10 protein-coding genes are annotated in these 12,904 nt (G+C 68.2%); 1 reads left to right on the top strand and 9 read right to left on the bottom strand.

The window, feature by feature from the left end; genetic code table 11:
* Window positions 1-122: 122 nt before the first annotated feature.
* On the bottom strand, window positions 123-701 hold the full coding sequence (locus tag ACQP2E_RS00180) for a YceI family protein (RefSeq protein WP_433827879.1): 579 nt from the start codon (window positions 699-701) through the stop codon (window positions 123-125).
* Window positions 702-805: 104 nt separating this feature from the next.
* Between ACQP2E_RS00180 and ACQP2E_RS00175 the strand changes: the two genes are divergently transcribed.
* The gene (locus ACQP2E_RS00175; RefSeq protein WP_433827878.1) at window positions 806-1,294 is read left to right on the top strand and encodes a MarR family winged helix-turn-helix transcriptional regulator; all 489 of its coding nucleotides are present in this window, start codon (window positions 806-808) and stop codon (window positions 1,292-1,294) included.
* Window positions 1,295-1,346: 52 nt separating this feature from the next.
* Here the strand turns inward: ACQP2E_RS00175 and ACQP2E_RS00170 are convergent, their stop codons facing one another.
* The 8 genes from ACQP2E_RS00170 to ACQP2E_RS00135 form a co-directional block, all read right to left on the bottom strand.
* On the bottom strand, window positions 1,347-2,504 hold the full coding sequence (locus tag ACQP2E_RS00170; RefSeq protein WP_433827877.1) for an acyl-CoA dehydrogenase family protein: 1,158 nt from the start codon (window positions 2,502-2,504) through the stop codon (window positions 1,347-1,349).
* 27 nt (window positions 2,505-2,531) lie between these two features.
* A complete protein-coding gene (locus tag ACQP2E_RS00165) occupies window positions 2,532-4,055 on the bottom strand; it encodes an acyl-CoA carboxylase subunit beta (RefSeq protein ID WP_433827876.1) in 1,524 nt (507 codons plus the stop codon).
* A gap of 164 nt (window positions 4,056-4,219) precedes the next feature.
* A complete protein-coding gene (locus ACQP2E_RS00160; protein WP_433827875.1) occupies window positions 4,220-5,524 on the bottom strand; it encodes a hypothetical protein in 1,305 nt (434 codons plus the stop codon).
* 238 nt (window positions 5,525-5,762) lie between these two features.
* Window positions 5,763-6,851, bottom strand: a complete 1,089-nt coding sequence (locus ACQP2E_RS00155; RefSeq protein ID WP_433827874.1) for a hypothetical protein — start codon at window positions 6,849-6,851, stop codon at window positions 5,763-5,765.
* A 172-nt stretch (window positions 6,852-7,023) separates the two neighbouring features.
* Window positions 7,024-7,902 carry a hydroxymethylglutaryl-CoA lyase gene (locus ACQP2E_RS00150; protein WP_433827873.1) on the bottom strand — a complete coding sequence of 293 codons (879 nt, stop codon included), beginning with the start codon at window positions 7,900-7,902 and terminating at the stop codon, window positions 7,024-7,026.
* 4 nt (window positions 7,903-7,906) lie between these two features.
* Window positions 7,907-9,238: an acetyl-CoA carboxylase biotin carboxylase subunit gene (locus ACQP2E_RS00145; RefSeq protein ID WP_433827872.1), complete on the bottom strand. Its 1,332-nt coding sequence runs from the start codon at window positions 9,236-9,238 to the stop codon at window positions 7,907-7,909.
* Window positions 9,239-9,363: 125 nt separating this feature from the next.
* The gene (locus ACQP2E_RS00140; RefSeq protein WP_433827871.1) at window positions 9,364-9,969 is read right to left on the bottom strand and encodes a TetR/AcrR family transcriptional regulator; all 606 of its coding nucleotides are present in this window, start codon (window positions 9,967-9,969) and stop codon (window positions 9,364-9,366) included.
* A gap of 32 nt (window positions 9,970-10,001) precedes the next feature.
* Complete coding sequence (locus ACQP2E_RS00135; protein WP_433827870.1) at window positions 10,002-12,902, bottom strand: tetratricopeptide repeat protein; 2,901 nt, start codon at window positions 12,900-12,902, stop codon at window positions 10,002-10,004.
* Window positions 12,903-12,904: the final 2 nt, after the last annotated feature.

The raw sequence follows: 12,904 nt of genomic DNA, 5'->3' as shown, positions 1-12,904 counted from the left end.
AACAATCGCGCTCGGTACACATTGCCATCCCGGGCGGAGGACCGCCAGACGAGGCCAAGGACCCCGGACGCAGCGACGCGCCACCCGGAAGCCGGGCGGCGCGTCGCTGGAGACCTACCGGATCAGGCGGCGTCCTGCTGGAGGATGGCCTCGCCCTCGATCTCGATCTTGACCTTCTTGCTCACCATGAAGCCGCCGCTCTCCAGGGCGACGTTCCAGCTCAGGCCCCAGTCGTCACGGTCGATCTCGGTGTGCGCGCTGAAACCGAAGACGTGCTGACCGTACGGGCTGGTGGTGGCGCCCTCGAACTCGACGACCAGCTCGACCGGACGGCTGACACCCTTGATGGTCAGCTCGCCGTCGAGGACGAACTCGGCGCCCGCGTGCGACTTCACACCGGTGCTGCGGAAGTCCATGGTCGGGTACTTCTCCGACTCGAAGAAGTCGCCGGTGCGCAGGTGGTTGTCGCGGTCGACCTGGCCGGTCTCGACGCTGGCGGTCTTGATGGACGCGGTCACAGCGGAGTCCAGCGGGTTCTCGCCCACGGTGATGGTGGCGGAGGCCTCGGCGAACTGGCCGCGGACCTTGCTCACCATGAGGTGTTTGACCACAAAACCGACGCGCTTGTGCGCGGCGTCCAGCTCGTAGGTGCCGGCGGCCGGGATCTGCAGACCTTCGAACTCACGAGTGCTGACGGTCATGACGTTTCCTTCTTTCGAAACCTGAGCGACTGGATGCTTGTCTGACGGAGCAACTATATGCGCTGCAATATTCCCCCTGTCAAGTGCCTGCTAGTGTTGATCGTGTGAACACGGATCTGGACGACCCCCGCCTCACCGCCGTCGGCCTGCTCGCGGAGGCTTACACGGGATTGATGAACCGCCTCGCCGCGCAGTTCGACGAGCACCGGTTGTCCTCGGTCGAGTTCGAGGTGCTGATGCGCCTCGCCCGCTCGCCCGGCAACCGGCTGCGGATGACCGACCTGGCCGGGCAGACGACACTGTCCACCAGCGGCGTCACCCGCGTCGTCGACCGGATGGAAAAGGGCGGCCTGGTCCGCCGGGAGGCGTGCGCCAGCGACCGCCGCAGCTCGTACGCAGTGATCTCGGAGGCCGGCATGCAGCGCCTCGACGAGGTCCTGCCGGGACATCTCGAGCTGGTGCAGCAGTGGTACGTCGGGCTGCTCCCCCCGGCGCAGCTCGATCAGCTGCTGGGCTCACTGCGCACGATCCGCGATGCGGTGAACCCGTGCGCAGTGGCCGGCAGCGAAGAGCCGATCCAGCCGGCGGCCTGATCCTGTTTCAGAGGCCGCTTGTTCAGGGGCCGCTTGTTCAGGGGCCGCTTGTTCAGAGGCCGAGACCTCGGGCGATCAGCATGCGTTGGACCTCGGACGTGCCCTCGCCCACTTCGAGGATCTTGGCGTCCCGGTAGAAGCGGCCGACCGCTGACTCGTTCATGAAGCCGTACCCGCCGTGCACCTGGGTGGCGTACCGGCTGTTCTCCATGGCGGCGTTGCTGGCGTTCAGCTTCGCGATCGCCGCGTACCGCTTGAAGTCCTCGCCGGCGAGCATCCGGGAGGCCGCGTCGTAATAGCCGAGCCGGGCCACGTGCGCGCGGAGTTCCATGTCGGCGATCAGGAAGCTGACGGCCTGATTGTCGCCGATCGGCCGGCCGAAGGCGGTGCGCTGCTTCGCGTAGTTCACCGACTCGTCGACGCAGCCCTGCGCAAGGCCCACCGACAGGGCGGCGATCGCGATCCGGCCCTCGTCGAGGATCCGCAGGAACTGGGCCAGGCCCCGGCCTCGTACGCCGAGCAGGTTGGCCTCGGGTACGCGTACGTCATCGAAGGACAGCTCGTGGGTGTCCGAGGCGCACCAGCCAACCTTGGAGTACTGCGGCGCGACGGTGAACCCGGGAGTGCCGGACGGCACGATGATCGTCGACAGCTCCTTGCTTCCGTCCGGGTTCTGGCCGGTCACCGCCATCACGGTGACCAGGCAGGTGATGTCGGTTCCGGAGTTCGTGATGAACGCTTTCGTCCCGTTGATCACCCACTCGCCTGTCGACTCGTCGAGCACCGCGCGGGTCAGCGTCCCGGATGCGTCCGAACCGGCGCCGGGCTCGGTCAGCCCGAACGCCGCGAGCGCCTCGCCGCTGGTCAGCCGGGGCAGCCAGTGTTCTTTCTGTTCGTCCGTCCCGTACCGGTAGATCGGCATGGCGCCGAGCGAGACCCCCGCTTCCAGGGTGACCGCGACCGAGCTGTCCACTCTGGCGAGTTCTTCGAGCGCGATGCAGAGCGCGAAGTAGTCGCCGCCCATGCCGCCGTGCCGCTCGTCGAAGGGAAGGCCGAAAAGTCCCATCTTGCCCATCTGGCGCACGATCTCGTACGGGAACGTCTTGCTCTCGTAGTGCTCAGCGATCACCGGGGCAACCTGCTCCCGGGCGAACTGGCGCACGCTCGCGCGCAGCTCCTCGTACTCGTCGCCGAGCCGGAAGTCGACCATGACTGCCTCTCTCTGGAGCGGGTTGATCTACACAGGAGTGACGCCGTGCCGGCGCCGGGAGAACGCGCGGTCCTTGCCCCGCGCCGCGTCGAAGCGCCGGACCAGCTCGGCCCGCAGATCGGCCGGCTCGACGACCGTGTCCACAACGAGTTCGCCGGCGAGACGCATGATGTCGATGTCGCGCTCGTACTCGGCGCGGCGCGCGGTGACGAAGGCGGAGCGTTCCTCCGGGTCCTCGATCGCTGCGATCTTGTTGGCGTACACCGCGTTCACCGCGGCCTCCGCGCCCATCACCGCGATCTTCGCGGTGGGCAGGGCGATCGTGGCCTCCGGATCGAACCCGGGACCGGCCATCGCGTAGAGCCCGGCACCGTACGCCTTACGCACCACCACACAGATCTTCGGAACCGTGGCCTCCGAGATCGCGGTGATCATCTTGGCGCCGTGCCGGATGATGCCCTGTTTTTCCACTGCCGTGCCGACCATGAAACCGGGCACGTCGGTGAGGAAGAGCAGCGGAACGTTGAAGGCGTCACAGAGCTGCACGAACCGGGTGGCCTTGTCGGCCGAGTCGACGAACAGCACCCCGCCCTTGAACATCGAGTTGTTGCCGACCACGCCGACCACCTCGCCGTTCAGACGAGCGAATCCGACGGTCAGCTCACGTGCCCACAGAGCCTGGATCTCGAAGTACGAATTCTCGTCGACCAGGCCTTTCACGTACCGTCGCATGTCGAAGGCCTGGCGCTCGCTGACCGGAACCAACGCGCTGAGATCGACCCGGCCAGGCTCTGCCGCGGTCGCCGCAGGCGGCTGCTGCGTCCAGTTCGCCGGCAGGTACGACAGGTAGGTCCGCACCACGTCGAGCGCCTCGCGCTCGGTCTTGCAGAGGAAATGGCCGACGCCGGACTCGGTGCAGTGCACCCGGGCACCACCCATCGCTTCGAGGGTCGTCTTCTCCCCGGTGACCATCTCGACCATCCGGTCGGAGCCGAGGTACATGCTGGCGTTGCCCTCGACCATCGCGACCACGTCACAGAACGCCGGAATGTACGCCCCACCGGCCGCGGACGGCCCGAACAGCGCGCAGACCTGCGGAATCGCGCCGGATGCACGGACCTGAGTGTGGAAGATCTTGCCGGCGCCCCGGCGGCCGGGGAAGAGGTCGACCTGATCGGTGATCCGGGCGCCGGCCGAGTCGACGAGGTAGACCATCGGCACGCTCTCGCGGTACGCCCGCTCGATGATCCGGACGATCTTCTCGACCGTACGCGCGCCCCACGAACCGGCCTTGACCGTCGAGTCGTTCGCCATGACACAGACGGGGCGGCCATCGATCCGCCCGAATCCAGTGATCACACCGTCGGCGGGCAGGCCGTCCGCGAGACTGTTGGCATAGATGCCGTCCTCGACGAACGTGCCCTCGTCGATCAGCAGGCCGATCCGCTCACGAGCGAAGAGCTTGCCCTTTGCGGCGTTGGCGGCGTGATATTTCTCGGCGCCACCGGCCAGCACACGCTTGCGTACGGCCGCGAGCGCGTCGCCGTCCATCGTTCCTCCGCATCCCGGCGGGATCGCCGCCTTAACGATCGTTAGAAACCTTAACGGTCGTTAGGCTAGCCCATTTGGTGGGACGACGGCAACGACGGACGGGAGCCTCCGCGGCTGCGGAAGCTCCCGTCCGTATTCAGTTACTTGCTATCGCCGCGCGATGATCAGCGCAGGCTGTTGAGCAGACCCAGGCCACCGCCGAGGCCGGCGCTGCGAACGCCGCCCAGGTCGGTCAGACGGCCGAGCGAGGACTTCTCGGCGGCACGGCCACCGTTGCCCTTGGTGTAGGTGTCGGGGAGCTCGTCGCCGTAACCCGCGTCGTCCTGGACGTCGGCCGGCAGCTCGTCGGCCGGAGCCTCGTCGCCGTAACCCGAGTCGTCCATGACGTCGTCGGCCGGAGCCTCGTCCGCCACGTCCGGGGCCTCGTCGGCGTAACCGCCGTCGCCACGAACGTCGCCCGGCATGTCGGTGTCGGCCGGAGCCTCGTCACCGTAGCCACCGTCATCGCCGGCCACGTCACCGTCGTCGTCCTTGACCGGCTTGACCTTCTTGATGTTGCTGTCGATCACGTTCGCGCAGTTCGCCTGGCTGTACGACTGGCCGAGGAACGACAGCGAGTTGCCGCAGATGTTGATCGGCGCGGTGATCGGCGCGGCGAACTGGGTGCCGTTCAGGAACCCGAAGTTGCCGGCGTTGCTCTGCCGGATGCCGCCCCAGTCGCCACCGACGTTGCCGCCGTGGCCACCGGTCGGGACGAACCCGAAGTTGCCGAGGTTGCCCTGGCCCGGGTTGAAGCCACCGTGCCCGAGGCCACCCTGGCCGAAGCTGGGCTTGGTGTGCCCGAACCCGCCGGGAACGACGTTGCCGATGCCGTGCTGGCCGCCGAGGCCGTGCTGGCCGCCGAGGCCGTGCTGGCCGCCGGTGCCGTGCGCCAGGTTGTGCGCGGCGTTGCCGAGGGCGTTGTTGCCGAGCAGGTTGCGGTCGGTGCCGAAGCTCTCGCGCTGCATCGACGACTTCTTGACGATGCTCTTGCGGCCGTCGACGCCGATCGCGTTGGTGCAGGCCGCGGCGGCGTAGGAGACGCCACCCAGGCTGGTGGCGTTGCCGCACGCGTTGATCGGCATGGTGACCGGAACGGCGATCTGGGTGCCGTTGCCGAACCCGAAGTTGCCGACGCTCTGCTGGCCGATGCCGTCGTTCCAGCCGTTCTGGCCACGGTGTCCACCGGCGCCGATGGCGTTCACGCCGGAGCCGGAGCCCTGCGAGGTGCCGAGCAGGCTGTCCGCGTTGCCGACCTGGTTCATCGGGAGGACGACCGGGAACGCGATCTGGGAGCCGTTGCCCTCGCCGAAGTTGCCGAGGCCGGCCTGGTCGATGCCGGCCTGAGCCGCGGCGGCCGGAGCGAGGAGAAGGGCGCCGGCAGCGAGCACACCGATGCTGAGCGTCTTACGAACCCAAGTCTTCTTCATTTGGAAAGAAGTGCCTTTCACGAATGGTCAGCAAGGAATTTCCGCGTATTAAATTGGCTGGTTCCGGAACCTGTTTTCGGGCGCAGCGGTGCCCAGGCTCGTTTTTCTGCGTTGACTCCGCCATCAGCGGGTGAAGTGATGTTCTGCGGGTCGTTCGGCCGATTCGCCGCCTGTGCGCAAGCGGTTCGGGAATCGGAGGCCCGGACGCACGGCGAAGCGCCGGCGTTCCATCACTGAATCAGTCAGGTGAGACGGTCGGTGCCACGGCGTCGTTACGCCGGGCCTCGACATCGACCGCGAACGGGAACCGGTGACTGTCCACCGCGCCGTTCACGACTCGAGCCGGAAGGACGGCCACCGGGCCAACCTCCGGAGACGCTCCCGGCCCACCGGCCGGGATACCGCTGACAGTCCCGAGATTCATCCGCGCAGGGGAGGGCCCATCCTCGACGGGCGCTTCCTGCTGGCGGTACGCCACGGTCAGAGCCGACCTCGCGGCCGGTACGCGACGGTGAACGTGGGACCGGGGCTCCGCCTTCGCATGCCGTGCCGGCGTGACACCGGCCGGAGCGCGAGAGGCTTTGATGCTGCTGCTTTCCGAAGTGGACGGATCGATCTTGTTTGCCGCCGCCGCATCGCCTGCTGCCTGTGGCATCTTCGCGATCGGGGCGGCGCCGCCGCCGTCGAGCGGTGATTCGACGTCCACCTGGGGCTTTTCAGCCTCGGCGTCCGGCATATCCAGCTCGTTCACGGTAACCGCGGCGTCCTGGTCCGGTTCGGGTCGCGTACGGTCGTCCGCCCGTCCTCCGCTGGTACGCGAGGGAGCGATCTTCCAACGCGGTTCCGCACCGAACGGGTCCGCGTCGATCGCGGTTCCGTCGTAGGTCACCTCGTAGGGCATCTCCACCGGCCCGGACAGCATCCGTTCCGCTGTCGTGAGGATCGACGTCACGACACGCCTGTGGAGTTTTGGTGCGGGTTCGGACTCCAGCGGCTGGACGGCCGCCTCCAGGAGTTCACCGACCATCAGTTCGTCGCCGTACACCTGCGCGACACTGTTCGACGTGGACTCGTACGCCGAGCCGGCGGGCTCGGCGTCGTGATCCGCGGCGTTCGCGGCGGTGGCGGTGAGCAGCCAGGCCGCTCCGGCCAGTCCGCCGATGACGAGTGCACGCACGGCCCACCGAGAGCCGGTGTGCCCTGCGCGGCGCTCCTGTCGCCGCTCCGCCCCCTGGTTCGGGTACGGCATGAGCGGGGAGCCGCCGTCGGGGACCGACGAAGACCTGCTCGCCGTACGCGTGAAGCGCTCGACTTTCCAGCCCGTCATGATCCACCCCCCCGTCGTCGACGCCGGCCGAAGACCTGATCGCCAAGTCCTGACAGAAACGCTGCCGTTCAGGACCAGGCGATATTGGCCACTCGGTATTGGTAACGACGGGGGCGAACGAGAAGTCACGCGGACAATTCGGAAAAATGGTCACCGGAAAGGTGCGGAGAAATCACGCCAACCGGGTACGCGGTCCGGCACGCAGAACGCCGGAAGTAAGACGCCGGCCAACCACCTTTTCGGCCAGCTCAGCGGCCTCAATCAACCGGTCCAGATCGATTCCGGTGTCGATTCCCATGTCGTGCAGCATGTGCACCACCTCTTCAGTGGCGACGTTGCCGGAAGCTCCCGGCGCGTACGGGCACCCGCCAAGACCGCCCGCGCTCGCGTCGAACTCGGTCACGCCGAGATCCAGGGCGGTCAGGATGTTCGCGAGACCCGTACCCCTGGTGTCGTGGAAGTGCAGCAGGTCCGGGCGTACCGCGGAAAGAAGATCACGCACCCGGCGGGGAGTCGCCATGCCTGTCGTGTCGCCGAAGGCGATGCGGTCCGCGCCGTCGGCGCGGACGCGAGCCACGATTGCGGCGACCCGATCCGGATCGATGTCGCCCTCGAACGGGCAGCCGAAACTGGTGGCGACGATGACTTCCACTGTCGCGCCCGACTCGTGCACCAGCGGGATCAGGCCGGCGATGTCGTCGAGCGACTCGTCGGTGGACCGGTTGAGATTGCGCCGGTTGTGGGTGTCGCTCGCCGACACCACCACCTCTATCTCAGCGAAGCCTGCGGCGATCGCGCGCTGCGCGCCACGACCGTTAGGGATCAGCGCCGAGTACCGCACGTCGGGGTTGCGCCAGGCCGTGGCCCAGACCTCGTCGGCGTCGGCCATCTGCGGGATGGCCTTCGGGTGGACAAACGAGACCGCCTCGATGCGGCGCACGCCGGTGCGGCTCAGCGCGTCGATCAGGGCGACCTTGGCCTCGGTCGGTACCGGGTTCTCGTTCTGCAGGCCGTCCCGGGGAGCGACTTCACGAATGCTGACGAAAGTCATGACCTCACCTCATCCGGGAGACGATGCCGGTGTCGTAGTCGCCGGACAGGAATTCCGGGTTCTCCAGCAGCTCGGCGAAGAACGGCAGGTTGTTCTTCGGCCCGGCGATCGCGAAGCCGGCCACCGCAGCACGGGCCTTCTCGATCGCGTCCTGCCGGTCGGTACCGAAAACGATCAGCTTCGCCATCAGCGAGTCGTAGTTCTGGCTGACCGTGGTGCCCTCGGTGTAACCGGAGTCGACCCGGACACCCTCGCCGGACGGCTCCACCCAGGTGGTGATCCGGCCAGGGCCGGGGAAGAAGCGCTTCGGGTCCTCGGCGTTGATCCGGAGCTCGATCGCGTGCCCGCTGGTCTTTCCAAGATCCACACTGGAGGGCATCCCGGACGCGATCCTCAGCTGCTCCTCGACCAGGTCGATGCCGTGGATGATCTCGGTGATCGGGTGCTCGACCTGCAGCCGCGTGTTCATCTCCAGGAAGAAGAAATCGCCGGTCGCCGGGTCCAGCAGACACTCCACAGTGCCCGCATTGCGATAGTTGACCGCTTCGCCGGCTTTGACTGCCGCGGCCAGCAGACGTTCCCGCAGCTCAGGAGAGACAGCCGGGGACGGCGCCTCCTCGACCAGCTTCTGGTTGCGGCGCTGCACCGAGCACTCCCGCTCGGAGAGGGCGATCACCCGGCCGTCGGCCAGACCGAGAATCTGCACCTCGACGTGGCGCACCCTGGGGAAATAGCGCTCGATCAGCACCGATCCGTCGCCGAACATCCGCTCGGCGAAGGTGCGCACCTTCTCGAACTCCTTGTGCAACTCGGCGTCGTCGTTCGCGACCGCCATGCCCATCCCGCCGCCGCCGGCCGACGCTTTCACCATCACCGGGTAACCGATCAACTCGGCCGCCCCGCGAGCTTCCTCGACGGTCGCCGCCGGGTCTGACGACCCGGGCGCGACCGGCACGCCTGCCGCGGCCATCAGGTTGCGCGCATTGATCTTGTCGCCCATCGCGCTTATCGCGTCGGCGCCGGGTCCGACCCACACCAGGCCGTTGCTCACGACGGTACGCGCGAAGTCCGGGTTCTCACTCAGGAAGCCGTAGCCGGGATGGATCGCCTGGGCACCTGTGGATTTCGCGGCTGCCAGGATCGCGTCGGCATTGCGGTAACTCTGTGCCGGATTGGCCGGTCCGATGCACACGGCCTCGTCAGCTTCGAGGACGAACGGCAGGTCAGCGTCGGTGTCCGAGTGGACCGCGATGGTCCGGATCCCCAGCCTTCGCGCGGTCCGGACGATCCGGCGGGCAATCTCGCCCCGGTTCGCGACGAGCAACGACTCGATCATTCCGCTCCTTTGCGGTCGGTCTTACGCCCTTGTGGGGCGCTGTTTCGACACCGCCGGTGGTGGGGCGGTGTCGATGACGCGTTGTTGTCGAGGTGTTCGGTGTTCTATCGGGTAATTCCAGCAGGTCAGCGGCCGGCCAGGGCGTGGATCGTCGCCTCTCGCAGCAGATCGGCCCGGCGACGGCGCTCCACCTCGCCACCGAGGAACGGCGTCGAGTTCATCAAGCCGAAGGCGGCGTGCGCCAGAACCCGGGCCTCCGGCGCGGCCAGCTCGGGGCGCACCCGGGAGAGCACCGACACCCACTCCTCGACATAGAGACGCTGCAGACGGCGGATCTGCCGGCGCGGCTCGTCGGGCAGGCGGTCCAGCTCGTGCAGGTGCAGAGCGATCACCGCGGGGTTGGTCAGCGCGAAGTCCACATGGAAGTCGACGAGGTCGGCGAGTGCGGCCTCGACATCGTCGGAGTGCCGGGCCACGCGCTCCTGGCCACCCTCAAGCAGGCTCTCGCTGACCGGGATCAGGGCGGCGACCAGCATCGCCTCTTTGCCGGCGAAGTGGTGGTAAAGGGCTGGGCCGGTGACGCCGGCGGCGGAACCGATGTCGTCCATCGACACGCCGTGATAACCGCGGGAGGCGAACAAGCCGACCGCGATCTCCAGAATCTCGTCGCGGCGTGACCGCCGCCGAGGCGCCGGAGGGGTGGTCCGGTGCCGCTGCTCTACCGTCGTCACGTGGCAACTGTAACCCGGCGTCAAGCCCTCACTTAACGGTCGTTCAGCCCCTTTTTCGCTTCGCGCGCCTCGTCCAGCAGCGTGCCTGCCAGTTCCCGGCTCGCCGCGTCGGGACCCATGCCTGCCAGCAGGGTGTCCAGCATCGTTTCCGCCTCGTCCGCCGAGCCGGACCGGAGCAACGCTTCGGCCAGCATGGTGGTCACCCGATCGGCGTCGTCGATCGCTCCGATCTCACGCAACTGCTCCGGTGCGCCACGCAGATGCGGCACCGCGTCACCGAACCGGCCCCGGCGCATCAACAGGTTGCCGACCTCGAAGGCGAAGACCGCCCGGCCCCAGATCACGCCCGGTTCGGCGGCAAGATCGGCAGGCAGAGCGGCGTATCGCTCGGCGACCACACCGATCAGTTCCTCGGCCTCGTCGACCTCGTCGGCGAAGTTGAGCGCCATCAGCCGCCGGCGCAGCACCCGCAGCTCGCCGACCGGGTCACCGGACTCGCGCAACGACTCGGCGGCGGCCCGGAAGGTCAGCGCGGCCTCACTGTCCCGGTCCATGTCGTACAGAAGCTGGCCGGCCTGCTCGCCGATCTGCCCACGGCCGGCCGGGTTGTCCACCAGCCGCTCGATCAAGTCCCGGAAGCCGGCCAGGGCCCGGGTGTTGTCGCCGAGATCACGATAGAGGTTGGCCAGCAGGAACCGGCAGTTGTCCGCCGGCTCCTCGATGCCGAACCGCTCGAAGCCGAGCAGTGCTTCTTCAGCCACCTCGATCGCCTCGGCCGTGCGGCCGGCTGCCTGGTACGCCTGGGCCAGCTCGTGCCGGGCGAAGATGCCCGTGTGGTCTGCCAGCTCGGGGTCCTCGGCGGTGCCGCTCTGCTCCGCGGTCAGGCCGATCAGCTCGACGTAGTCCTCGATCGCCTCGGCCGGCCGGTCCAGGCTCATCAGGGCACGGGCACGGTGGATCCGAGCGGGAACGACCGCGCCACCGAGGTCGGTGGCGAGCGCCGGGGTAAGGACGGCCACCGCTTCCTCGGGTGACTCGGTGAGCTGGCCGAGCAGCACGGCGGCCTCGGCGCCGGAATCGGCCGGGCCGTTCTCCTGGTAAAAGGCGTAAGCCAGCCGGGCCGCCGCGGCAGCCTCCTCATGCCGGTGCGCGAGAGCACGGTTCTGTGCCCGGACGATCGCGTGGAAGGCCGATCGGCGTGCCTCACCGGTCTCCTCAGCGAACCGGTCCGCCTGGTCACCAGCCTCGTTGGCATCGTCGAGTCGCCCCAGCAAACGGTACATTTGGGACAGACGCAGCCACGCGCTCGCTCGGCTGTCCGCGTCGCCGTGCTCCTCGTGGTGAGCGACAGTCGCCGTGATCACCGCGAGCAACTCGTCGGAGGGCTCGTCGGCCAGTGCCCGCACCAGCGCGGCCCTGGCTCGCATCAGGCTCGCCTCGCCCTCGTCGCCCGCCTCGGCGAACAACTCGGCGGCCCGTGACCAGGCGTCGGCGGTCTCCTCGTGTTTGCCGTCGGCGAGCACGAAGCCGCGCGCCTTGAACAACCGAGCCGCGAGAGCCAGCTCCACCGGCACGTCACCCGGTGCCTCGACCTGAGCGTCGCCCGCTCTCTCGACCTGCGCGTCGCCCTGAGCCTTTAGCTGCGTGTCGACCTTTGCCTCGACCGCTGTCATCACCTCACGGAACGCGGCATCGCGGTCCTCGGACCGGTAGCGCTCGGCCAGGTCGAGCAGCTCGGCGAGGCTCGCGCCGGCCGGGATCTCAGCCGGCGGCTCCGGCGTGACCTCGGCCGGACGGGGCGGTGCGGCAACCGGACCGACCGGGGTCGGTCGGGCCGTCGCGGACAGCTGCACCACCACCTCGTAGGGCTCGGCGGCGAGCGCCTTGCGGATGCTCTCGCCCTGGTGGCCGGTGCCGTTGCGGGCGTCGAAGCGGGCCGCCGTCCCGGTCGCGAACGCCGCCAGCTCCGCGGACAGCTCGGCGGCCGTGATGTCCGGCTTGCCGCTACGGCGGATCACCGCGTCGCCGTGGCCCATCTCGGTGATCCGGCGCAGCAGCATCGACGACTCGGCGGCGAACCACATGGCCGACGACGGCGAGGGCGCGCGGTCGAACCAGTCGATGTGCCGCTGGAGGATCTCCAGGCCGCGGTGCTCGTTGCCGCTGCGGGCGCAGAACGAGATGTGGTCACCGATGCCGCCGAAGTCGGCAAGGTTGTTCCGCTCGATCAGGTAGGACCGGCGGTGGGCGTCGGCAGCCTCGGCCGGGCGGCCGGACCGCAGGTAGGCCACCATCAGCTCGCTGAGGATGCTCTGCGGTTGCTCGTTGCATGACAGGTGACCGGCGAGCACCGGCTCGGCCAGCTCGACGGCCTCGGCGAACTGTTCCTTGCCGATCAGGTGGTATGCCAGCGAGGTCGGGTCGCAGCCGGCGCAGTCGGAGAGCTCGTCGCGCGGCGCGGCCTGCCACTTCTCGAACCAGCCCTGCGCTTCCTCGGTCGCGCCGACGTGCTGGGCGACCAGGTAGCGGTGTTTGTAGACGGCCTGCATCCCGCGGCCGTGCTCGCGGTAACGCCGCTCCATGTCGTCGAGGACCACGTAGGTCCGGGCGAGCGGGATCTCCGGGAACCGGGTCAGCGCGTTGACCATGTTCTTGAAGAGCCAGAGCAGGTTGTGCGTCCACCGCTCGTGGTACGGCGCGGGCTTGCGATCGAAATCGGCCACGCACCAGGAGAAGGTGGGGAACGATTTCACCGGCTCGCCGCCGTACATGTACGCGGTGGTGGCGAACAGGCGCGTGTAGAAGGCCAGGGCCGGGTCACCGGCGCCGTCCACGTGACGCAGCACCTGCTCGACCAGGGCGATCTGCGCGACGCCGTACGGCAAATCCTGAGCCTGGTGCAGCAGTCCCCAGAGTTCGTCAGCCGTTTTCATGG

The sequence above is a fragment of the Actinoplanes sp. CA-015351 genome (assembly GCF_050955685.1).
Taxonomy (GTDB): Bacteria; Actinomycetota; Actinomycetes; order Mycobacteriales; family Micromonosporaceae; genus Actinoplanes.
The sequence above is the reverse complement of the archived record's forward strand: the minus strand, read 5'-3'. Positions and strand labels throughout refer to the sequence as shown.